This window comes from Postechiella marina (assembly GCF_039538365.1).
Classification (GTDB): domain Bacteria; phylum Bacteroidota; class Bacteroidia; order Flavobacteriales; family Flavobacteriaceae; genus Postechiella; species Postechiella marina.
In genome coordinates, this window is the sequence record NZ_BAABCA010000003.1 from 402,674 (window position 1) to 427,162 (window position 24,489).

Here is a 24,489-nt window from a genome sequence, read left to right on the forward strand (position 1 = left end):
CAAAAAAGACAAGAGGTTTTGTGTTATTTAAATGTTAGGTTTTATTGTAAAACCCAAACACCTCCTGTTTTTATAACTGAAATATTTTCGGTTGTATTTGAACCATTATAAATATCAAAAGTTACAGTGTATTTTTGTTCTTCTTCTGCAGATGGGTCTACGATATCTAAAACCACATTTATAGCTTCAACAAGCATATCGCTACTCCAGTATTCAGCATTACCATTTCTTCTATCAAAGTTAGTATAGTTACTAACACTTGCTGTTTGAGAAGGGTAAGTATCTCCTAAAGCACTAGAAACACTAGCATAATCTGCTGTAGTTAAAGTATATGCAATTGTATTATCTGGCACCCAGTTTGTACCATCGTAACCAAATTGAAGTTTTTTAGATTGAACATTGTTATACTCTGACCACTCTGTACCATCAAAAGTATAATTTAAAGTATAACTAGTAGTTATTCCGCTACTAAATAATTCATACATTACTGATAATATAGCTCCAGCTTCAACACCATCTGTACTTAAAAAATCAGGTATTTTAGACTCAGCTTCGTCTTCACTTGAAAAATTAGGATAGCTTTCTCCCATTTCTTCATATTCTTCTTCTGTAAAACCAGTAATTTGGTTCCATAACGTACCGTCAAAAACAAAACCATTAGTCAATGTATTTGTAGTACCTGAATAATATCTATACCTTAATGACACAAAATCATCATTTTCTGCTTCTGGATATTCTTGGTTTAAATAATCCTGAAGGTGACTATCTCTATCAAAGTTTCCATAATTATTTCCCGTAATAGGGTTATATTCGTTACTTTCTACCTCTCTAATTTCAGCTTCATATTTATTAATTCTATTGTATAAAGCATATGTTACATTAACTGCAGATGTTTCGTTAATACTTCCATCTGTTTTGTATGTAGCGCCTAAATAAGGGTATTTAGTACTTAAAAATTCTGATATTAATGTTTTTGCATCTTCGTCAGAGTTAAAGTTAGCATAATCTAACTCTAATGTTTTTTTGTAATCATCTTCAACTAATGTATAGTCAAAATTAGCAACAACCCCCTCTAAAGCCAATTTAGAATCAATATTTTCGTAAATATCATCCATTGGGTTACATGATGTAAACACAAACCCAATTGCTATAAATAAATAAATAAATTTTTTCATGTTTTCTTTTTTTTAAAAATTAACTTTTAATGATACACTATAAGTTCTACCTGAACCAAAATATACTGCAGCATCAGACTCAAGTCCTCCGCTATCTTGAGCATCAGAAATATATTCTGTATTAAACAAGTTATTAATTTTAGTATTTATGTTTGCTTCAAAGTCTCCTACATTAAATGAATGGCTAAATCCAACATCGAAAAGACCAAAACCTGGTGCTTCCCAAACGTCTGGTAAATCTGCAGAGCTTCTACTAGTTACATCAAAATCGGCATACATGTTAGTTGCATAGTTATAATCTACATAAGCCTTAGTTTTAGTTGTAACATCATAAGTTGTACCTAAAGCAAATGTTGTTTGAGCAGAGTTACCTACTTTAATTCCGTCAGCAAAAACTTCTACAGTATCAAATAACTCACCATCTTGAGTAAAGATATCTGCACTTACATCACTTTTCCATTGCCAATCACCAAGAGAAGCCATACCTGTAACAGTTAACTTATTATTTGGTTTATATTTAAAATCTATTTCAATACCTTGGTGTAATGCATCAATACCTAAAATGTTAGCATATAATCTATCTCCATCTGTAGTAGCTGGTAATTCTCTAGATTCTGCTTTATCTAACCATTTAGTATGATATAAGTTTACATTAGCAGATAATTTCTCACTTCTGTAACCATAGCCAATTTCTGCACTAAATACTTTTTCGTTTACAGCATCTTCATTGTAAGTTAACTCATCTTCTTGAAGAAAAACATTAGTTAAAAATGGTGCTTTAGAAAAATAACCAACATTTACAAACACATTATTGTTCATATCTAAGTTGTAGTTACCTCCACCTTTAATACCATAACCAACGAAGTTTACATGATCTGACTCACGATCGTTATCAGGAATGTCTGAACTCATAAATTCCTTTTTGAAATAGTTTGTATTAGACACGTCAGCAGCCATAAACACGTTAATATCATCGTTTACTTGATACTCTGCTTGTCCAAAGAATCCTGTTCTTATGTTGTACCCATCATAATCTTTATTATAACGATCTCCTACTTGTAATGCTTTACCAAAGGCTTTTGTATCGTCTTCATTATCTAAGAAAAACTGTCCTCCTAATAAATCTTCTACTTCGTAATAATGAGATCCTATATAGTATCTTCCATCGAAACCACCAGAAATAACTAATTTATCAGAAATATCATTTTTATAAGTGGTTAATAAACCATACCATTTATGTGAATTAATTGTAGATGAAATGATATCTGTAGATCCTCCAACTCCATTAGCTATATTTTCTTCAACTATAGTGTCAAAATCTATTGGTTGATCTGGACCTCCAAATCTATAATCGTTAGATCCAATTTTAGAACCTTCATCTCTACGACCTCCTCCAGATCCAAAAGAAGCGTATAATGCTGTTGATAATACTGATTGATCGTTTATATTCCATAAATGATTTAAAGACATTTGTGGTTTATGATAAAAGTTATAAGATTGGTGATAAACCTCTCCATTCTTGTAACCCCAATCTTTATTAGCTTTTTGTGGACCTTGTTCTGTTTGGCGTAATTCTCCTATTGTAGAACGGTTAAACCTTTGTCCGTGTTCTTGTTGTGCTCCAAAAGCAGAAAAAGAGATGGTATGTGCATCATTAATTTCTTGAGATAAGTTAATAAAATAGTTATAACCTTCAAACTGCGTACCATCTACATAACCATCACCAGAAATTTTAGAAGCACTTACAGTAGCAGCAAAACCTTTATCAGATAAACCTGTTGAGTAAGTCATTCCGTATTTTAAATAACCATTATTACCAATACTTGTAAAGAAGTTACCACCTTCTTCAACATCAGTAGTTTTTGTAATAATGTTAATTGTACCACCAATAGAAGGCACAGCTACTTTAGAAGCACCTAAACCTCTTTGTACTTGCATTGTAGATGTTACGTCTCCTAAACCAGCCCAGTTAGACCAGTATACACGTCCATTTTCCATATCATTAACTGGGATACCATTAATCATTACCGCAACATTCTCAGAAGAAAATCCACGGATGTTAACCCTTGCATCACCATAACCACCACCCTGTTTAGTAGCATAAATACCAGGTGTAGATTTTAAAATTTCAGGAAATTCTTGTGTACTCAACTTTAAAGCGATATCGGCAGCTTTTACAGTAGAAACCGCAACAGGTGTTTTTCTATCTACAGCTACAGAAGCAATAATTTGAACAGTCTCTAAACCTACTTGGCTAGTCTCTAAAGTTACATTACCTAAAGTTGCATTTCCTGTAAAAGCAATTGTTTTTGTAGTATAACCTACATAAGTTATAACAAGCTCTCCAGAAGTACTCTTAGTTGTTAAAGAAAAGTTACCATCAAAATCTGTAACAACACCATTAGTTGTACCTTTTTCGATAACATTAGCTCCTGGTAATGGCATATTTACACCAGCTTCCATTATAGTACCTGTAATAGTACTTTGAGCCATAATAACCGTGGTAAACAAAAATGCCACAGCTAAGAATAGAAAATTCGTAATTTTTTTCATCATTTATTATTTGAAATTAGTCGGGGCAAAATTACGTATAATCCAAGTTTAAATATTAAGAAAACGTTAACAAATAGGTTAGTTGCTAACAAAAAAAAAGGCATCAGCATTAAAAATACTGAAGCCTTTTTGCTTTTTTACGAAAAATATCACATCGTTTTAAGACATTTTCCTATAATAATTCAATAAGTTATGAGTAGAAGAATCATGTTCATTTACTGCACTATTGTTAAATTCTTGTAAAATTTTAGATGCTAATTGCTTTCCTAATTCAACTCCAAATTGGTCGTAACTATAAATATTCCAAATAATACCTTGCACAAATATTTTATGCTCGTACATTGCTATTAATTTCCCTAAGCTCTCTGGCGACAATTTATTTATAAAAATAGTGTTTGTTGGTTTATTACCTTTAAATACTTTAAAAGGAACAATATCTTCTTTAGTACCTTCTGCGACAACTTCTGCTTCGGTTTTACCATTTAATAACGCTTCGGTTTGCGCTAAAAAGTTAGAAATTAGCTTATCTTGATGATCTTGATTGCCATGTAACGATTTAGTAAACCCAATAAAATCGGCTGGAATTAATTTTGTTCCTTGGTGTATTAATTGAAAAAATGCATGTTGAGAGTTTGTTCCTGGCTCTCCCCAAATTAAAGTTCCTGTTTCGTAATTTACAGGGTTTCCATTTCTATCAATACTTTTACCATTACTTTCCATAATACCTTGTTGCAAATATGTTGCAAATTGATTTAGGTATTGAGAATAAGGAATTACTGCTTCACTTTCGGCTTTAAAAAAGTTATTATACCAAATACTTATTAATGCTAAAACAACTGGTATATTATTTTTAAAATCTTCATTTTTAAAATGGTTATCCATTTTATTGGCTCCATCTAACAAACTAGCAAAATTATTATAACCTACAGCCAAACTAATAGTTAAACCAACCGCACTCCAAAGCGAGAAACGACCACCAACCCAGTCCCACATAGGGAATATATTATTTTCGTCTATTCCAAAATTCTTAACACTTTCTAAATTTGTAGAAACAGCTACAAAATGTTTAGCAATTGCTGTCTCGTTTGCCGATTTTAAAAACCAAGATTTAATAGTATTAGCGTTAGATAGTGTTTCTTGCGTAGTAAACGTTTTAGAAACCACAACAAAAAGTGTTGTTTCTGGATCTAGTTTTTTAATAACCTCGTTAACATGGTCGCCATCTACATTACTTACAAAATGTGTTGTTAAATGATTTTTATAATACTGTAGTGAATCTACAACCATGGCTGGCCCAAGATCCGACCCGCCAATACCAATATTAACTACATCTGTAAATACTTTACCAGTATATCCTTTTCTTTCTCCGTTTATAACCTCGTTAGCAAAGCCTTCTATTTTTTGTTTAGCTTTATATACTTCTGGCATTACATTTTGACCTTCAACATTAAATGTTGCCGATTCTGGTGCACGTAAAGCTGCATGTAAAACTGCACGCCCTTCGGTTTTATTTATTATTTCTCCAGAAAACTGACTCTGTATTGCTTCTTTAAGCTTAACATCGTCTGCCAACTCTAGCAAATAACCTAGTGTTTCTTCGGTTATTCTATTTTTAGAAAAGTCTACATAAAAATCGTCCCATTTAATGGTCATTTTATCTGCTCGGTCTGCATCGTTAGCAAACAAATCTTTCATATGCACATCTTTTACTGCTTCAAAATGAGACTGTAGTTTTTTCCAAGATGGCGTAGTTGTTGGGTTTACGTTTGGTAATGCCATAAAATTAATTTTGTAGTGTAATTTGATTAGTATCTAATGTTTGGTCTAAATTATTATTGTTGTACGGAATAGCATCTAATTTTGTTTTTACAGGCTTAATAAAATCTAAGTATTTCACCTTTAAACTATCTGAAATAGGCTCTGCTTCAGGCAATTTTTGTTTAAACGGATCTACTTGTTTTCCATTTTTCCAGAAACGATAACATACGTGTGGTCCTCCTGTATTTCCTGTCATACCAACCCAACCAATAACATCGCCTTGCTTAACAAATTGTCCAACTTTTACATTACGTTTTTTCATGTGTAAATATTGCGTATCGTAAGTTGCATTATGCCTAATCTTTACATAATTACCATTTCCTCTTGTATAACTAGATTTAGAAACCGTACCATTGGCAGTAGCCATAATTGGTGTACCTATAGCTGCAGCAAAGTCGGTGCCTCTATGCGGTCTTACTTTATAACCATAAACAGCAATGCGTCTTTTTAGGTTATATCTTGACGATATACGCTTAAATTTTACTGGCGCCTTTAAAAAGGCACGACGTAAATTTTTAGCATCTTCTGCAAAATAATCTACAATACCTTTAGTGCTATCTGTTTCAAATTGAAAAGCATAAAAAGGCTCTTTATTATGCTCAAAAAGTGCTGCTTTTACTTCGTGAACACCGGTATAAATAGTATCGTCAATATATTTATCTGTATACAAAACCTTAAACCGGTCTCCTTTTTGTAGCCTTCTAAAATCTATGGTCCAAGCATAAATCTCGTCTGCCATAATGTGTGCTAAACGCTGACTTAAACCTTGCTCTTCTAGGGTTACAGATATATTATTATTAATAACACCGGTGGCTGTTTTTTCTATATATTTAATTGTTTTTTTACTCCTGTAAGCCTTTGTTATAGAGTCTTGAAAGTTAATTACAACATACTCTTCCATGTTTGGCTGGTATATAAAACACTTTGCAACCTCTGTGGTATCTTTAGCGCATAGCACCGTATAAGGCTTACCAACTTGAAGTCTTCTAATATCAAAAGTATCTTTAGCTTTTTCTGCAATATTAAATATAGCAGGATAGCCAACTTTATGGCGCTCTAAAATAACACCAAAACTGTCGCCACTTTTAACAGTATCTCTTTTAACAATATAATCACTTAATTTAAAACCGAATTCGTAGTGTTCTTTTGGCGCAACAATTGCCACCTCTTCTTCTATAATCTCTGGCTGTTTTTCGTCATTTTTACAACCAATAAAACTTAATACTACTAATAATGCTATTAAATATTTCGTCCCCAATCTTCTATTTCTTTATCTGTCCATAATTCTGGGAAAAATATCCTTTTTTGATATTTAGGATGCATGTATTTAACCCATTCGCTTCCCCCTGTTGCCTCGGCAGTTTTTCCATTTATATTTAAATAATGGTTGGCTGTATTATAATGAGCCATTACCCATTTTACGTTTACAGTATAATCGTAATGGCGCATAGCCTCTTTTAAATTTTTATTTTCTTGCGCATCTAAAGGCAACTCTTTGTATTTAGACCACAAATTATTTTTTCCATAAAACTTAGTAAATCTTAAAAACTCATCTTTATACCTATCCTCAAAATCAGAAAGTGTAAATGTTTTTTTACCTGTTTTATAATCTTTACCCGCAGCTTGCCAATATAAATGCTCAAAAGCCTCTTCGTAAGATGCCTCTTTGTTAAAAGAGTCTCTAAAGCGTTTATCTATTAAATTAATAAGCTCTGTAGATGCAAATTCTATTTTTCTGTATTGCGCACTCTGGAAACCACTTGCAGGCGTTAACGTAGTTCTAAACTCGTTGTATTGTTTTACATCCATACCGTCTTTCATAATACTAAAAGACGATGTTAACACATCAAAATAACGACTTATTCTCATTATTTTAGTAGTAAACATCTCTGCACTAACCTCATCGCTTTTTGCTACTTGATCTATCTCGGTAAGTACCATTTTAAAAAGCAACTCGTTTACTTGATGGTACATAATAAAAACCATCTCGTCTGGAAAAACAGTACGCTGCACCTGAAGATTTAATAGAGCATCTGTTTTAATATAGTCCCAATAATTAATGGGTTTACTGTGTAATAACCCTTCTAAATGAACATCTAAATCTTGATCTATTTTTTCGTATTTTTCCTTTAACTGTTTGGTTATGTTAGGATCTAAACTCATTAATTAATTTACTACTATTTTAAACGGATGCTTTAATCCTTTAAAAGACTCTAAGTCTGCTCTTAGTGAGCCTACAGCCAAATCTGCCTTGATTCGCAAAGGTAATTTATTTTTATCTTTCGACACCCAAAGCGTTAAACTTTCTTCCTCTTTAAAAACACGCCCAGCCATAACGTATGGTCTAAATTTTAAAGATTCTACTTTACCAAAATCTGTATTAAGCACTTCTTCGCCTAAATACTGTAATTTAAAACCGTAATTTTCTTCATCGAAAAACATATCTATTTTAACCTCATCTCCAACCTTTAAAATCTCTGTTTTTAAATTATTACGCAAATAATAAAAAGTAGATACCATATCCTGAATATTGGGCTTTGTATCTATAACCATTTTCTTTTTATGCTTAATATTATTTACATAAGCCTTTTGTTTTTGCTGGTCAAAATCTATTACAATATCTTTTGTATGCCCTCCTTCATCAATATTTCTAACAAATCTATATGGTACAATGGTTTGCTTATCAAAATAAGTTTCGTATCTATCTTTAACCTTAAAAAACCATTTTATCATTCCTGTGGTCCACCCTTTACCTACAACATGATACACCTCCTTGTTATTTAACGACTCTTCTTTAACTTGTAATGTAGCATTACCAGCTTTAAGCCAATTACTATAACTCATTTTAAACTTAAACCATTCGCCCTCTTGAAATGCAGACTCTTGTTGAGAAAAAGACACTTGCGAAGAAATAACAAGTAATAATATAAGTAGTATTTTTTTCATCTTGTGTGGGGTATTGTAATGTAACTTTCTAGTCTTACATTTATTGTTTTCGAAAAATAAATTACAATTACTATTCCAAAAATATAAATTTATTATGACACCTACTTACAATTAGAAGCTCTTAACGTTAATTTGTTACAAGAATAATTATTTATGGCGTTACTTTCGCTTTATACCTACAAGACAAAAAACTTGCAGGAAACGCTACAGTCGGGCTATCACTACTCGCTCCCTCCTTAGGTCGGGGAGCTTAAACATACCGTTCTATCCCTAACGCGAACCGTTTACTAATTTTTACTTATGTATACCACAAGGCAATACTTTTTAAAAAATAAAAAACCTGTTTAGCAAAAACTAAACAGGTTTAAATAAAAAAACTATTTTATTAAAGTGTGCCTCTATTTGCCTGCTCTCTTTCAATAGATTCAAAAAGCGCCTTAAAATTACCTGCTCCAAACCCACGAGCACCCATACGCTGAATTATTTCGAAAAACAACGTTGGCCTATCTTCTACAGGTTTTGTAAAAATTTGAAGTAAATACCCTTCCTCATCAGCATCAATCATAATACCCAATGCTTTTAAAGCCTCTATATCTTCTCTTAGTTCATGACTATGCTCTTCTAAACGACCAGGTACTGCACGATAATATTCTTCTGGCGGAATAGATAAAAACTCGACACCACGTGCTCTTAAACTAGAAACCGCTGTAATAATATCGTCTGTAGCCACAGCAATATGTTGTACACCTGCTCCTTCATAAAAATCTAAATACTCTTCAATTTGAGATCGTTTTTTACCTTCTGCAGGTTCGTTTATCGGAAATTTTATTCTTCCATTCCCATTACTCATCACCTTACTCATCAGTGCAGAATATTCGGTATGTATTTGCTTGTCATCAAACGATAAGAAATTCTCAAACCCCATAACGTCTTCGTACCATTTTACCCAAGTATTCATTTCTCCCCAGCCCACATTACCAACCATATGATCTATATATTTTAAACCAACTGGCTCCGGATTGTAATCTGATTTCCACTCTCGAAACCCTGGTAAAAAAGCTCCATCGTAATTTTTACGTTCTACAAACATATGCACCGTTTCGCCATAGGTATAAATACCTGCTCGCACCACTTCTCCATGTTCGTCTTTTTCTACAACAGGTTCCATGTACGATTTTGCGCCTCTGCTTGTTGTTTCTTGGTAAGCTTTTCTAGCATCTTCTACCCAAAGCGCAACTACTTTTACTCCATCACCATGCTTTACAATGTGGTTATTTATTGGCGATTTACTATTTAAAGGCGTGGTTAATACTAGTTTAATTTTATCTTGTTTTAGCACATAACTAACTTGGTCTTTCGATCCTGTTTCTAAACCTTTATAGGCGTAAGATTGAAACCCAAATGCTGTTTTATAAAAGTGTGCTGATTGTTTTGCATTACCTACATAGAATTCTACATAGTCGGTTCCTAAAAGTGGTAAGAAATCTTGTGCGCCTGCAAATATTTTTTCTAAACCGTAGTTTACTGATTTTATGTCTTTACTCATAATATTATGGAATAAAGAAGATAGATTAGAGAAAAAAGATTTTACTAGTGTTTAATTTAAAAACCCTTGATCATTTTTTAAAGTTCTCCAATTTTTTCTTCTTATTTAATTAATTACTCTTTGTAATATATTTTCTTTTGTTTTAATTCTTAAGCCTTAAATCTTAATTTCTTGTAATTATGCCTATCTCTAATTACTTATTTCTCTTTTCTTGCGTCTAAAGTTTTTGGCCTATTACTCCAACCAAGATTTATAATAACTCCCGTCTGCTATTGCCATAGCTTCCTCTGTTAGCATTAGCGGTTTAAACGTATCGACCATTACCGCCAATTCTTCGGTTTTGGTTTTACCAATACTGCGTTCTGTTGCTCCTGGGTGCGGGCCATGAGGTATACCTGCTGGATGCAGAGAAATATGTCCTGCCTCTACATCGTTTCTACTCATAAAATCGCCATCTACATAATACAACACCTCATCGCTGTCTATATTACTATGGTTATATGGTGCGGGAATAGATTGTGGATGATAATCGTAAAGCCTTGGTACAAAACTGCAAACTACAAAAGCATCGGTTTCGAAAGTTTGATGTACTGGTGGCGGTTGATGTATACGCCCTGTTATAGGTTCGAAATCGTGAATTGAAAAGGCATACGGATAATTATAGCCATCGTAACCAACTACATCAAACGGATGCGATGCGTATACCATTTCTATAATATCGTCTTGCTTTTTTACTTTTATTAAAAACTCGCCGCTTTGGTTATAAGTTTCTAATTCTTGCGGTCTTCGCATATCGCGTTCGCAAAAAGGTGCATGCTCTAACATTTGCCCAAACCAATTTCGATAGCGCTTAGGCGTGTATATTGGTCTACGAGACTCGACTATAAAAAGCCTATTATCTTGAGTATCGAAATCTATTTTGTAAATAACGCCTCGTGGCACAAGTAAATAATCTCCATATTTAAAATCGAGATTACCTAACATGGTTCTTAACTTACCTGTGCCTTTGTGCACAAAAATAAGCTCGTCTGCATCGGTGTTTTTATAAAAATAAGCTCTTGTAGATTCTTTTGGTGCTGCTAAAATTATTGCACAATCGCTATTTATTAAAACCGTTTTTCGACTTTCTAAATAATCGTTTTCTGGTTTAACCTGAAACCCTTTTAAACGGTACGATTTTATATTGTTTTTTAATGCTATTTTGGGCGCAACACTATATTGGTTTTTTACTTCTTTTACTTGTGTTGGTCGTTGCTCATGATAACTGTTTGTAGACATCCCGTCGAAACCAATAGTACCAAACAATTGCTCGTAGTACAAACTACCGTCTGGTTTTCTAAATTGTGTATGGCGCTTAGGCGGAATGCTTCCTAGTTTATGGTAAAAAGGCATTTGCTTTGAATTTAAAAGTTAACCCAAAGATTTATTTTGGGTGTAAATTATTAAAAAAATCAATGTATCTAAAGATACAACAAAGCAGACTTATTCTGGGTTTCTCTTGATGAGAAAATGAAGAAATGATAATAAGTCTTGCCAAATAGGTGTCATATAACAACAAATATCGGAATTTTTTTAGAATATTCTAAAAAAACATTAAAACCAAAAGCCTAAATTAAAAAACCAAACGCTCTGACCTTCTTCTGGAGAGTAGCTATACTTTACTTCTATTGGTCCTACGAAAGTATCTAAAGCGTAACCCAAACCGTAGCCTCTATAATCTGGTAAGGTAAACCACTCGCCATTTTCAAAAATATCTTCGCCAACATTAGCCCAGTTAGCTTCAAGAATAATATGGTTGTTTTTTAAAATCTCGTAATCTGCCTTTACCGATGCTTTAACAAAACTATTACCGGTAAGAGATAAAAAATCGTACCCAATAAAAGGAGTAAAATTATTTATTAAATTATTACCATAACCACCTAAAGCAAAATCTAGGGTTTGGGTAGATTTGTCTCCCATTTTAAAACCTCCATTAGTTTCAAAATTCAAAGCTATTTTATTTGAAATACTAAAGGCATAACCTAAGTCTGCTTTAGCTATAGAAAAATTTTCGAAATCGTCATTAAACGCCGATGCAAACAAATATGTATGCACATCGCCATTAAAATAAACACCCTTTGTTGGAAAATACTTATTATCGTAAGTATCTAGTTTTAATTGTGCAAATATGCTAAAGTAATCTGTTTTTTCGAAAACAAAATCTTCTGTCTCGTCATTGTTAATAGTTATTGTTTCAGATTTTAACTCTAAACGTTTATGCTCTCCTCCTAAACTTAATGCAAAATCTTTTTTAATCAATGTTTGCACATAAAGTTGGTTGGTTTGATCTTGCACATCTGCATCAATTTTATTTAAACCTGTACCTTCAATCTCATCATCGTTTAATAATAACTGTGCGCTTATATTTTTATTAAACGTATTAAATCGAGACTTAAAACCAATACTCCAATAAAACCCCTTATCTATTAAATATTCAAAATTATAACGCACGTTATCTCCTAAAATAAAATCTAACGATGCGACATCATTATCAAAAAGCAATCTTTTTTTAGTTAAATTAACCAATACAGCACTTTTATATAAATCGTCATAATGAATACTCGCTTTTATAAAGGTATTGGTTTTTGTTTCTCGTACATCTGCTATTAAATTGTACTCGTCCTCTTTTTGCGTTTTTATAAATTGATACTGAAATGAATCAAAATTATTAGTAGCTATTAAATTATTAACCCCTTTTGTAAAGTTTTCGTAACTAATTTTTTCGTTCGATTTTATCTTTAACTTACCTAAAACATAAGATCTGGTATAGTTGGTAATTCCTCTTATTTTAGAAGAATTAATAATAATACTATCTTGTGGTTTAAAAATTACTTTAGGTTTTGGCGCACTACCAACTAAATTTTTTAAGTCGTTTATTTTAAGCCTAGCTGCGCGCTCGCCTTGCTTAATAATATTAGAACCCTCATCAAAAGAAACAACAGAATACCCAACAATATCTGGCTTAATATAAACATTGGTTTTTTTAACCTTAGATTCCATTGCTTTTATAGACCTAAAATTATTTATTTGAAGTAGCACATCTGGCGCAGATACTAAAGCATCACGTTTTAACAATCCGTCTTGTACATCTACTCCAATAATAACATCCATACCCTTTGCTCTTAACTCGTCTATTGGATAATTGTTTACCACACCACCATCTATTAAAACCTTATTACCAATAGTAACCGGCTGAAACAGTGTTGGCAGCGCTGCACTGGCCATTACAGACTGTGTTAAACTCCCTTTTTCTAGCACTACAGCTTTACCTGTTTCTACATTTGTGGCTATGCAAAAAAATGGAATAGGTAATTTATTAAACTCGTCTACATCGCAAACATGCAGTGTTAATCGAGATAATAAACCAAACGTATTTTGTCCTCTTGAAAGCGCAGAAGGCAGCTTAATTTTAAAATTGTTATAAGGCAAGGTTATAGCATATTTTTCTGAATTGCTACGCTCGTAAAACACTTTAGCAGCTCTAGGTGTATCGTCGTTTATAATTTTATCAAAATCTACTTTTCTAAAAATAGAGTCTATTTGATTTCCAGAATAACCTGCAGAATATAAACTACCAATAATTGCCCCCATACTTGTACCAGCAACATAATCTACCTTTACACCTAAACTATCTATTATTTTTAGCGCACCAATATGCGCCAATCCTTTTGCGCCACCACCACTTAAAACCAAACCTATTTTAGGCTGAGTTTCTTGCTTACTTTTTTGCGCTTTCGCAGAATATATTGCGAAAAAAAATAAGGTTAATATGATTAGTTTTTTATTCAAACTATATGCTATTTATCTTTTTTAAAACTTATTAATATTATGCATTAGCTACTGTTTCTCATTATAAAAATTATAAACCTTATTGGCTCTCGATACGCCAACTACATCTTCCAACTCATCAACCTTGGCATTTGCAACTCGTTTAGCAGACTTAAAATGCCTTAATAATTCTACAACTGTTTTTTCGCCAATACCCGGAATAGTTTCTAACTCTGTATTTAACGCTGTTTTACTTCTTTTATTTCTATGATGTTCTATACCAAAACGGTGTGCTTCGTTACGTAATTGTTGAGTAATTTTTAAAGTTTCGCTCTTTTTATCTAAATATAAAGGAATGGGGTCGTCTGGGTAAAACAACTCTTCCAAACGCTTTGCAATACCTATAATAGCAATAGTACCTCTTAAACCCAAAGCATCCAAGCTTTTTAAAGCTGATGATAATTGCCCTTTTCCGCCATCAATAATTATAAGCTGCGGTAAAGGTTGATTTTCGTCTAACAAGCGTTTGTAACGCCTGTAAACAACCTCTTCCATAGATGCAAAATCGTCTGGACCTTCAACCGTTTTTATATTAAAATGTCGATAATCTTTTTTACTAGGTTTACCGTTTTTAAATACTACACAAGCTGCTACAGGGTGTGTACCTTGAATATTCGAGTTATCGAAACACTCAATATGTCGTGGCTCTTCAGACAGGCGTAAATCAACCTTCATCTGTGCCATAATTCTATTTACATGCCTATCTGGATCTACTATTTTAATCTGCTTAAAGCGTTCCATTCTAAAATACTTGGCATTTCTAAGAGACAAATCTAAAATATGTTTTTTATCGCCTAACTTTGGCACGGTTACTTTTAACTGCTCTCCCAAATCGACTTTAAAAGGCACATAAATTTCTTTAGAGTTTGAGTTAAATCGCTGTCTTATTTCGGTTATAGCCAACTCCAATAATTCTTTATCGGTTTCGTCTAGTTTTTTCTTAATTTCTAAGGTATGCGACCTAATAATAGAACCGTAAGATAGTTGTAAAAAATTAATATAGCCATAACCTTCATCACTCATTATAGAAAACACATCTACATTACTAATCTTAGGATTTACTATGGTAGAACGCGACTGGTAATTTTCTAAAACTTCAATTTTCTCCTTTATTTTTTGAGCTTCTTCAAAACGCATGTCTGCAGCAAGCTCTTTCATTTGTACTTTAAACTGAGATAAAGAATCTTTAAAATTTCCTTTTAAAATTTCTTTTATAGCTTTAATATTTTCGTTATATTCTGCCTCAGTTTCTAAACCTTCGCAAGCACCTTTGCAATTACCTAAATGGTATTCTAAACATACTTTATATTTACCCGCATTTATTTTTTCTTCAGATAGGTTAAAATTGCAATTACGCAAATTGTACAAACCTTTAATTAAATCTAACAAAGTATGCACCGTTTTCCCACTTGTGTAAGGGCCAAAATATTCGCTCCCATCTTTAAAAACACGACGTGTAGAAAACACCCTAGGAAAACGTTCTTTTTTTATACAAATCCAAGGGTAAGATTTATCGTCCTTTAATAAAACATTATACCGTGGCTTATGTTTTTTTATAAGGTTATTTTCTAGCAATAAAGCATCGGTTTCGGTCTCTACAACTATATGTTTTATACGCGCTATTTTTTTTACAAGCACACGCGTTTTACCATTATCGTGATTTTTAGTAAAATACGAACTTACCCGTTTTTTTAAATTCTTAGCTTTACCTACGTATATAATAGTACCTTCTGCATCAAAATATTGATATACGCCAGGCGAATTAGGTAAGGTTTTTATCTGTATATCTATAGTAGGCACTTTCATTAACGTAAAGGTAATTATTTTTAACTTTTAGCAGAAAAATAGTGTTATTATAAATGCATTAAACTTTATTATTATTCTATTTTTATAAACAATTAATTGTATACATTGCGCCACTTTTTAAAAAAGTTTAAAATGAGCAAAAAAATTATTGGACGCACCGATATTGTTGACTTCCCAAAACTTGGATTATTTAATATTGATGTAAAAATTGACACGGGAGCATATACATCTGCCATTCATTGTTCTAAGATTATAGAAGAAGGCAACCAGCTAAAATGTATTTTTAATAGTGATGATCATAAAAATTTTGGAAAAACAGAGATTATCTTCGATACATTTTGGCGCACCAACGTTAAAAGCAGTAACGGATATAAAGAAAATAGATACAAAGTAAAATCTGAAGTTGTATTTTTTGAAAAAACTTATAAGATTAACTTAACTTTAAGCACCAGAAGCGATATGAAATTTCCAGTATTAATTGGAAGACAGTTTTTAAAACTAAAATTTATGGTTGATGTAGATTTAGAAAACGTTTCTTTTAAAACAAAAACAAAATGAATATAGTAATTCTATCTAGAAACCCTCAATTATACTCTACAGAACGATTAGTTGAAGAAGGAGAAAAACGCGGTCATAAAATTGAAGTAATAGATCCTTTAAAATGCGATCTAATTATAGAAAAAGAGAAACCTACAATTTTCTATAAAGACCGTTATTTAAATTACGTAGACGCTATAATACCTAGAATAGGCACCTCTGTTACTTTTTATGGCTGTGCAGTAGTTCGCCAATTTGAAATGATGGGTGTTTTTACCACTGCAACATCCGATTCTATTATAAGATCTAGAGACAAACTGCGCAGTTCTCAACGCCTTTCTAGAGCAGGAATAGGTATGCCAAAAACGGTTTTTACAAACTACTCGCGCGATGTAGAAAAAGTAATTGCTCACGTTGGTGGTACGCCTGTTATTATTAAACTACTAGAAGGCACACAAGGTTTAGGTGTTGTTTTAGCAGAAACTAAAAATGCTGCAGAATCTGTTTTAGAAGCCTTTAATGGTTTAGAGGCCCGAGCTTTGGTTCAAGAATACATCTCTGAAGCTAAAGGCGCAGATTTAAGAGCCCTTGTTGTAGATGGCCAAGTGGTTGGCGCCATGAAACGCCAAGGTAAAGAGGGCGAGTTTCGCTCTAATTTACACCGTGGCGGATCTGCAAAAATTGTAAAACTTAGTCACGAAGAGCTAAAAGTAGCCATGAATGCTGCACAAGCACTTAAACTACCTGTTTGTGGTGTCGATATGCTACAGTCTGCCCGAGGGCCTTTATTACTCGAAGTAAACTCTACTCCTGGCTTAGAAGGTATTGAGGCTGCAACTGGACGCAATATTGCCAAAAATATTATTATCTATATTGAAAAAAACACAAAATAAATGCCCGAAATAAAAAATAATATTTTAACCCTTTTAGGCGAACAAATATTACCCGGCGAAAGCAAAGAGGTTAACTTTGATGTTGCCAATTTGCACACATCTACACCTGTAAATGTACCTTTAATTATAGAACGATCTAAAAGACCAGGACCAACAGTATTATTTACTGCTGGTATACATGGCGACGAGGTTAACGGTGTAGAAATTGTACGTCAAATAATATCTAAAGGCATAAATAAACCAAAGTGTGGCACCATTATTTGTATGCCTGTTATTAATGTTTTTGGATTTATAAATTTAAAACGCGAATTTCCAGATGGTAGAGATTTAAACCGAGTATTTCCTGGTAGTGCCATTGGCTCGCTAGCAGGACGAGTAGCTCATAAATTAACCTGCGATGTTATACCGCATGTCGATATGGTTATCGATTTCCATACTGGTGGCGCAGGCAGATTTAATGCTCCGCAACTTAGATACTCTAAAGACAGTAAAGCGCTAAACGATTTAGCAAAAGTATTTGGAGCTCCGTTTGTTTTATACTCTAAAAACCTACCAAAATCTTTTAGAACTACTTGCTATAAATTAGGCAAACCTTTACTACTTTTTGAAGGTGGAAAATCTTTTCATATAGACGACAACGTTACAAACGCTGGTGTAAATGGCTCTAAACGTATTTTAAAACATTTAGGTATGCTTAGCACAAATTTTAAAGTATCGCACCCTAAAAAACCATGTATTTTTATTGACGATAGCAAATGGAGACGCGCCAAATATTCTGGCATGTTTAAAGCTGTTGCTCCCGTAGGCTCTTATGTGCAAAAACACGACATTTTAGGTAATATTACAGACCCTTATGGCAAATTTAATTACTTTGTAAAAGCCTCGCATGCTGGATATATTATTAATGTAAACGAAGCGCCAATTGTTTATCAAGGCGATGCTCTTTTTCATATTTCTACAACGCTTAAACAATTAAGATAATGACAAAAGTTGAATTACGAAAAAAATACAAAACACTTCGTAACAAGCTATCTATAAACACCATTGAAGATTTAAGCTTAGCGATTGCCAATCAAGCTTTAAAACTCGATGTTTGGCAACATACTTTTTATCATACATTTTTATCCATAGAAGAACAAAAAGAAATTAATACCGACTACCTTTTAAATATTTTATCGGGCAAAGACAAAAACATTTTAATATCTAAAAGTGATTTTAAAACCGGAGAAATGACTCATTTTTTATTAACAGATGGCACGGTTATTAAAAAAAACAGGTATAACATACCAGAACCTGTTGATGGTATAGAAATTTTAAACAACAAAGTTGATGTTGTTTTTATTCCCTTATTAGCTTTTGACACCAAAGGAAACCGAGTAGGCTATGGCAAGGGATTTTACGATCGGTTTTTAACAAAATGCAAACCAGAAACTATTAAAATTGGACTTTCTTTTTTTGAAGCCGAAACCGAAATTACAGATATTTTTGATGGTGATATTGCACTAGATTATTGCGTAACACCCAAGCAAGTTTACACGTTTTAAAAGCAAGGTTTAGAAGAGAGAACACCCATAGTATGGTCGACAGTAAAATTGAATTCTTTATTATCTTTCCCTCTTGTGTATAAGACATAGTACCAATTTCCTGATTTAGTTAATTTATAATGCCCATTTATTTCGCCATTGTAAATTTCGTTGTAATAATCAATAATTGTAGGTTGGGTTCCACCTTCAATGTATTCATTTCTAACAAATTTTAATGGTATAGATTCAGACTGTCCATTGTATTTAATTTTCATAGCCTTATTCGAATTGTTAAAGCCAATCCAAATTTTCTTAGATTTATTATTATTGTTAGTGTAGCAAATGTAATTTGAAATATCTGAGTTAGTATCCTCTATTTCATTAATCACCTTTTTATCAATTTTATTTGCTTTATTTTTTAATTCGTGAGTATGTTGTAGCGTATCAAGGGTTATTTCCTTTTGCTTATTATTTGATTTTTGCCCGCAAGACATACTAATTATAGACAAAATTAAAAAAATTAGTATTAGATCTTTTTTCATGTTTTTTTTGATGAAGTGTGATTTTTGTGGGTGATTAGTTGCGCGGTTAAGCAACTAATTTAGTAAATAATTACAGACCAAGAAAATCCGCGAGGATTTTCGTAAGTAGACGAGAACAAGCAATTACTTATAGCCATTGTTGTAGCCAATTTTTATTTTCGATTATCCAATTTTTTGTCCGTTCAAGATTTTTTAATCCTTTTTCTATATTTTCTAATTGCTTGTTAAAATCCTTTGTTCGGTCAATTTTTCCTGAAAAAACTCTAATTGAGAAACTTTTACTATGTTTTTCAAATTTCGCCCATTTAGGAAGTAGCTCTTTTATTTTAAACTCAACTTCTTCGGGAAAACCTTTAAAAGTTGCATCTGTATTTCCTTGTCCAAGTTTGTGATAAAAAATTATGTTTTTTAATCTGTCGTCATAAAGCATTGGCCAATCGCTATTGTGTGGAACAATATCAGGTTTTTTCATTATCAAGTTTGGATAATTTTTTTCCTTAAATTGCCAATATGAATGCCAAAAATTTTGAACAGGCACAGAGTTTATAGGTTGATAACCTCGTCTTAATTTTTCAGTTGCGATTTGTAATAAATTACTCTTAAATAAATTTCTTTTGCTTCCAACAAATTCAAGTCTTTCGGCAATTATTTCATAAGTCAAATAATTTTCGAAGTCACTTTGGTTTTCGCAATAAAGTTTTGGTGCTATTAATATTGTAAAAGCGTTGTCGCATTCCTTTTTCGTTAAATATTCGTCTGCTCGTTTTAGATAACGATTGAATTGTTCATTTTGGAATGTAGCGTCTAATTTATTTTCTATAAGGACAAATATTTTTTTATCACCTGAGTTGTATGAAAATAAAACATCAGTTTCTCCAAGTCCGAAAGCCGAAATACTTCTCCAAGCTCCATTTACGGAAGTCAAATTCGGAAAGTTAAGTTCTCTTATAAACCATTCGCAAAATGAATTGTCTGTCGATAATTCTTCAAGTAGAATTAAATCAACATCTCTTTCTTGAATTGATTCAACTGGTAAAATGGTTTGTTCCATATTTCGTTTCTCAAATTGGCTACGGTTAGTATATGGAAAGTAGGGCAGTTGATAAGCACTGACTTTCGGGTTTAACACTTAGCTAAATATAAATATTTTGATTTTATCTTTTTTACTATAAACGCCAAATTTTATATTTAGCGGACTTTATTAATATGCACAGAACTTTCGGTTTAACACAAACGCCCTATGTTTTTTATACAGTGTTACCTGCTGGCTTTATTCGGGTTGTTTGCCATATTCGATTAATTTTATATGAGGTAAATTACCTAATTTGTATTTTCTTGATTTTAATTGTTCGACAACCTTTTCTCGTTTTACCCCAAAGTAATTCGATATATAATGATAATGAGGTTGTTTCTTTCCAAGCCAAGTTTCGCGCCCACCTATACTGTCAAATGTTATAAAGAAGCAATGCCAATCATTTCCTTTGTCTAAAAATTGAGCAATTTTCACACTTCTATGTTCTAATGCTTGTTTTAGTTGTCCATCTGAGAGTTCCGTTTCGCCGAAAACTTGAAGTTGTCCATTATCCTTTACTCTGTAAGCATATGGCATTTTTGATAGGTCAATGTTTTTTTGATTAAACTCTGAAGTGTATTGGCTTAAAGTGTATCCGTGTTTTTCAGATGCTTTGAATATAAATGCAGTTACTATTTTTGGAGTTAACACCATTCCTCTTAATAAATCTTCTTGAATGGCCTTTTTTTTGGCTTGTAAAAGGTCAATTAATTTATTTGGAATATTAGTGTTTTCAAATGTTTCTTTATATTTAATCCAAAATTTTACAGCCTTATTAAATAATTTAACATTCTCATCAGATAATTCTTCATTACTGTTTATAACATCAGGTGAAATACCATAATTAAGCATTCGATTGATTATAATCTCTCCTTGATAATGTTCAATTGGGTTTTTGTATTCAAAATCTTCTTGCTGAACTTTAGTTAAAACTTCTCCTGTCTTTTTATTTCTTATTTCGTTCAGTTTCATTTTTTCGTGCTTGCAGCTAACATACATACAACTATAAAATTATCCTACATGCCATAAAAATTTTAAACTTTTAATTAATGCGAATAACTAATCTATAAACTAAAATTATATCACTTTTATACTTATAAGTGTTGTTTGCTTTTGGTTAATTATTACAGTTTTCGCAATACGTGGTACGTAAAAAATCGTCTTCTAATAACTGAAAGGTTACGCCTCCATTTTCTATAGCATTAAACAGTTTACAAAAACGTGTTTTATTCATATTAATAGCATTAAGCATTATGGTTCTGTAATTTAAATCGTTGGTTAAGTTTATATTTACCATGGTTAAATTTAGATAGTAAAACAATAAATTCTCGTCTATATCTATGCTTCTAGCTTTATCTTCTAGCAAGGCTACAGACAAATCGGTATCGGCATAATAGCTAAAAAACTGCGCCAAGCTCAAATAATCGTAATTAGAAAGGGTAAACTTTTTATAGTTATTATTAATATATGCAACAGATTTATCTTTGTTTATATAATCTCTAGCACGCATTAAATTTTCTACTTTTATAATATGATAATTCACCATCATTCTAGATATAAGCGAACCATCTATACCGTAGTTACGCAATACACTTATTTGGTTTTTAAGCTTAATTTCGTCTACCTCTATTGCTTTAAAGCGCCATAACTTTAATTTTACTGCAACAATATTATACTTAACTTCTGCGTCTTTAGGTACTAACTTTTCAAGCTCCAATAGTTCGTTATAAACTATCATGGCTTGCCTAACATTAAGCATATACCTGTACGCCGAGTTTTTATTAAATATTTTAGCAAACTTAGCTTGTTTTGGTATGTTCATTTTTCGTAAAATAGAAGGCGGAGTCTCTTTGCTTTTAAGTTTTTCGAAAATTGAATTTTGAATTTCTCTGGCTTCTTCTATTTTGGATGTTGCAATAGCCTGGTTAAACTTGGTAAGCAAAACATTTGCAGAATCTTGCTTATACTTATCTTTTCTTTCTAATTCTAGCTCTAAAACTGCCTTTCTGTGGTTTTTTAAAATGGGCTCTAATTGAGCAGAAAACGAGCCTACTATTCGCGATTTTACTTCGCTTTTAGACAAACTCGACAAACCTTCGTACTTGGTACCTTTTATATCGTTTAAAAACTCGACCCAATTCTCTGACGATGTTACCTCGGTTTTAATGGTTGGCTTTTGAAACGCCTGTAATGCTGCCACAATACTATTGGCACGAAGTTCTTGCAATTCTATATTTCTAGCCTCTCTACCTTCTACAGACGAATACGCTTTAATGTTTATGGCTTTAATATTAAAATCTGTTAATCGTAGTGAATCGTAAATAGGTTTTATATCTTCTTGCGAATAGTTTGATTTATTTTTTTCGAAAGGTATTTTAAATTTTAACGTTTTATTTCTCATTACAAAACCTTCTTTAAACGAAGAAGACTTTACCTCTTTAGGACTATAAGTTAAAGTATCTAAATACATACCCATATCGAGCAGGTCCCACGGGTACGATTCTAAATCGTAAATGGTATAATACTGGCACAAATTTTTATTACTTAAAAATAAAATATTATACTCTAGCTCGTCGTTAATAAAACCTTCTGGCACCCTACCAACATGTACTCTATATAAATTATCTCCGTTTGGTTTTAAACCACTTCTAAGTTTTTGAGCATACAAGGGTTTTAATAAATAGCCTCGTATTTGGGTACGGTCTACCGTTTCTACATCGCAAGCATATCTATCTTTTAAAACAATATCTACTGCCAAACCATCGCCTGTGTTGGCAAAAAGTATATTAAACCATTTCTTATCATTGGTTTCAAAATAAAGATTATCTCGCTCTCTTTTTATAGAAAATTGAACCTCTTTTGGAGTTTGCCTAAATATTTGAAGACATTGTTGGCATTTTACATCTCTATCGCTTCCAGGAAAAACAATATCGTAAGTATTTTGAGCATTTATAAAAGTTACATGCAATAAGAAACATGCAACAATGAGAAACCGTTTAGAGTTCATTAATTAACGTATTAAAGAGTAATTAAATAAAAACTAAAGATAGTTAATACAATTGAGGTAGAAAATACCTACTAATAAGTAGTTTGCTAAAAGTTTTACTTTTTAGGAAACGCTTTTTTATTAAATACAATAAGTAATATAAAGCCAGAACTAATAGCCATATCTGCTACGTTAAAAACAGGCTCGAAAAAAGTAAAAAATTCTCCACCCATAACAGGAAACCATTCTGGCAAATAGCCTTTATACAAGGGAAAGTATAGCATGTCTACCACTTTACCATGAAGTAAAGAGTCGTAACCTCCTTCACTAGGTAAAAAACTTGCTAATTGCCCATTGCTATCGTTAAATATTACACCATAAAAAACAGAATCTATAATATTTCCCAAAGCTCCTGCAAATATTAATGCTATAGCCAATATTAAAACAACCGAGCTTTTTTTACGTATAGAATCTACTAACCAATAAGCTATACCAAATATAGCTACTACTCTAAACAAAGTTAAGGCTACTTTTGCTGTTCGGTCAGATATAAAAGAAGCAAAATCGCTAATTTTTGTTCCCCAAGCCATGCCATCGTTCTCTATAAAATATATTTTAAACCACGAGAACACTTCTATATTTTCGTGAAGTACAAAATGCGTTTTTACATATATTTTACTAACCTGATCGATTAATAAAATAACAATAATAAGTAAGATCGATTTTTTTAAAGACATTCTATAAATAGATAAGTTATTGCTTTTTCTAGCAACAACAATAGGTTTTAAATAAAAACGTCTCGACTTAAATAGCGAGACGTTTTTAATATAATTTAACGCAGCTTACTGCATGTTTTTTGCTTCGATACTTAAAGTGGCATGTGGCACCAACTCCAAACGTTTTTTGTTAATTAATTTACCTGTTACACGGCAAACACCATAACTTTTATTCTCTATTCTAATTAAAGCATTTTTTAAATCTCGAATAAACTTTTCTTGCCTAATAGCTAATTGCGAATTAGATTCTTTACTCATAACAGCACTACCTTCGTCAAACGCTTTAAACGTTGGCGATGTATCTTCTGTACCATTATTATAATCGTTCATATACGCACTTTTAATAAGTTCTAAATCGTGCTTTGCTTTTTCTATTTTTTCTAGAATTAGCGTTTTAAATTCTGCTAAATCAGCATCAGAATATCTTACGTTTGTTTCTCCTGCCATAA

20 protein-coding genes are annotated in these 24,489 nt (G+C 32.2%); 4 read left to right on the forward strand and 16 right to left on the reverse strand.

Features of this window, described 5'->3' with window-relative positions; translation table 11 throughout:
* Positions 1 to 41: 41 nt before the first annotated feature.
* The 10 genes from ABD715_RS08265 to uvrC form a co-directional block, all read right to left on the reverse strand.
* The gene (locus ABD715_RS08265) at positions 42 to 1,175 is read right to left on the reverse strand and encodes a hypothetical protein (RefSeq protein WP_344787685.1); all 1,134 of its coding nucleotides are present in this window, start codon (positions 1,173 to 1,175) and stop codon (positions 42 to 44) included.
* A gap of 12 nt (positions 1,176 to 1,187) precedes the next feature.
* Positions 1,188 to 3,731, reverse strand: a complete 2,544-nt coding sequence (locus ABD715_RS08270; protein ID WP_344787686.1) for a TonB-dependent receptor — start codon at positions 3,729 to 3,731, stop codon at positions 1,188 to 1,190.
* Between the two features lie 156 nt (positions 3,732 to 3,887).
* The gene (pgi, locus tag ABD715_RS08275) at positions 3,888 to 5,507 is read right to left on the reverse strand and encodes a glucose-6-phosphate isomerase (RefSeq protein ID WP_344787687.1); all 1,620 of its coding nucleotides are present in this window, start codon (positions 5,505 to 5,507) and stop codon (positions 3,888 to 3,890) included.
* 4 nt (positions 5,508 to 5,511) lie between these two features.
* Positions 5,512 to 6,804: a M23 family metallopeptidase gene (locus ABD715_RS08280; protein ID WP_344787688.1), complete on the reverse strand. Its 1,293-nt coding sequence runs from the start codon at positions 6,802 to 6,804 to the stop codon at positions 5,512 to 5,514.
* A complete protein-coding gene (locus tag ABD715_RS08285; RefSeq protein WP_344787689.1) occupies positions 6,786 to 7,709 on the reverse strand; it encodes a tryptophan 2,3-dioxygenase family protein in 924 nt (307 codons plus the stop codon). The genes ABD715_RS08280 and ABD715_RS08285 overlap by 19 nt, the downstream gene beginning before the upstream one ends.
* Positions 7,710 to 7,712: 3 nt before the next feature.
* Positions 7,713 to 8,492 carry a DUF3108 domain-containing protein gene (locus ABD715_RS08290; protein ID WP_344787691.1) on the reverse strand — a complete coding sequence of 260 codons (780 nt, stop codon included), beginning with the start codon at positions 8,490 to 8,492 and terminating at the stop codon, positions 7,713 to 7,715.
* Positions 8,493 to 8,877: 385 nt separating this feature from the next.
* On the reverse strand, positions 8,878 to 10,038 hold the full coding sequence (hppD, locus tag ABD715_RS08295; RefSeq protein ID WP_344787693.1) for a 4-hydroxyphenylpyruvate dioxygenase: 1,161 nt from the start codon (positions 10,036 to 10,038) through the stop codon (positions 8,878 to 8,880).
* Between the two features lie 234 nt (positions 10,039 to 10,272).
* On the reverse strand, positions 10,273 to 11,430 hold the full coding sequence (locus ABD715_RS08300) for a homogentisate 1,2-dioxygenase (protein ID WP_344787694.1): 1,158 nt from the start codon (positions 11,428 to 11,430) through the stop codon (positions 10,273 to 10,275).
* Positions 11,431 to 11,631: 201 nt separating this feature from the next.
* Positions 11,632 to 13,866, reverse strand: coding sequence for a patatin-like phospholipase family protein (locus ABD715_RS08305; protein ID WP_344787695.1), 2,235 nt, complete (start codon positions 13,864 to 13,866; stop codon positions 11,632 to 11,634).
* Between the two features lie 48 nt (positions 13,867 to 13,914).
* Positions 13,915 to 15,711 carry an excinuclease ABC subunit UvrC gene (gene uvrC / locus ABD715_RS08310; RefSeq protein ID WP_344787696.1) on the reverse strand — a complete coding sequence of 599 codons (1,797 nt, stop codon included), beginning with the start codon at positions 15,709 to 15,711 and terminating at the stop codon, positions 13,915 to 13,917.
* A 132-nt stretch (positions 15,712 to 15,843) separates the two neighbouring features.
* Here uvrC and ABD715_RS08315 point away from each other — a divergent pair, with 132 nt between their 5' ends.
* Genes ABD715_RS08315 through ABD715_RS08330 form a run of 4 tightly spaced genes read left to right on the forward strand, consistent with a single transcriptional unit; the run spans position 15,844 to position 18,685 of the window.
* Positions 15,844 to 16,269 (forward strand): ATP-dependent zinc protease family protein, encoded by a 426-nt coding sequence (locus ABD715_RS08315; protein WP_344787697.1) that lies wholly within the window; start codon positions 15,844 to 15,846, stop codon positions 16,267 to 16,269.
* Entirely contained in the window at positions 16,266 to 17,141 is an 876-nt protein-coding gene (rimK, locus tag ABD715_RS08320) for a 30S ribosomal protein S6--L-glutamate ligase (protein WP_344787698.1), read from the forward strand. The genes ABD715_RS08315 and rimK overlap by 4 nt, the downstream gene beginning before the upstream one ends.
* A complete protein-coding gene (locus ABD715_RS08325) occupies positions 17,142 to 18,122 on the forward strand; it encodes a succinylglutamate desuccinylase/aspartoacylase family protein (RefSeq protein WP_344787699.1) in 981 nt (326 codons plus the stop codon).
* Entirely contained in the window at positions 18,122 to 18,685 is a 564-nt protein-coding gene (locus ABD715_RS08330) for a 5-formyltetrahydrofolate cyclo-ligase (RefSeq protein WP_344787700.1), read from the forward strand. The genes ABD715_RS08325 and ABD715_RS08330 overlap by 1 nt, the downstream gene beginning before the upstream one ends.
* Here the strand turns inward: ABD715_RS08330 and ABD715_RS08335 are convergent.
* From ABD715_RS08335 to ABD715_RS08360, 6 genes are all read right to left on the reverse strand, one after another.
* Entirely contained in the window at positions 18,682 to 19,206 is a 525-nt protein-coding gene (locus ABD715_RS08335) for a hypothetical protein (protein ID WP_344787701.1), read from the reverse strand. The two genes, ABD715_RS08330 and ABD715_RS08335, sit on opposite strands and share 4 nt — an antisense overlap.
* Positions 19,207 to 19,333: 127 nt before the next feature.
* Complete coding sequence (locus ABD715_RS08340; RefSeq protein ID WP_344787702.1) at positions 19,334 to 20,257, reverse strand: PD-(D/E)XK nuclease family protein; 924 nt, start codon at positions 20,255 to 20,257, stop codon at positions 19,334 to 19,336.
* A gap of 219 nt (positions 20,258 to 20,476) precedes the next feature.
* Positions 20,477 to 21,250, reverse strand: coding sequence for a hypothetical protein (locus tag ABD715_RS08345; protein ID WP_344787703.1), 774 nt, complete (start codon positions 21,248 to 21,250; stop codon positions 20,477 to 20,479).
* A 145-nt stretch (positions 21,251 to 21,395) separates the two neighbouring features.
* Entirely contained in the window at positions 21,396 to 23,285 is a 1,890-nt protein-coding gene (locus tag ABD715_RS08350) for a hypothetical protein (protein WP_344787704.1), read from the reverse strand.
* A 95-nt stretch (positions 23,286 to 23,380) separates the two neighbouring features.
* Positions 23,381 to 24,001, reverse strand: a complete 621-nt coding sequence (locus ABD715_RS08355; RefSeq protein ID WP_344787705.1) for a lipoprotein signal peptidase — start codon at positions 23,999 to 24,001, stop codon at positions 23,381 to 23,383.
* A gap of 105 nt (positions 24,002 to 24,106) precedes the next feature.
* Complete coding sequence (locus tag ABD715_RS08360) at positions 24,107 to 24,487, reverse strand: TraR/DksA family transcriptional regulator (protein ID WP_344787706.1); 381 nt, start codon at positions 24,485 to 24,487, stop codon at positions 24,107 to 24,109.
* Positions 24,488 to 24,489: the final 2 nt, after the last annotated feature.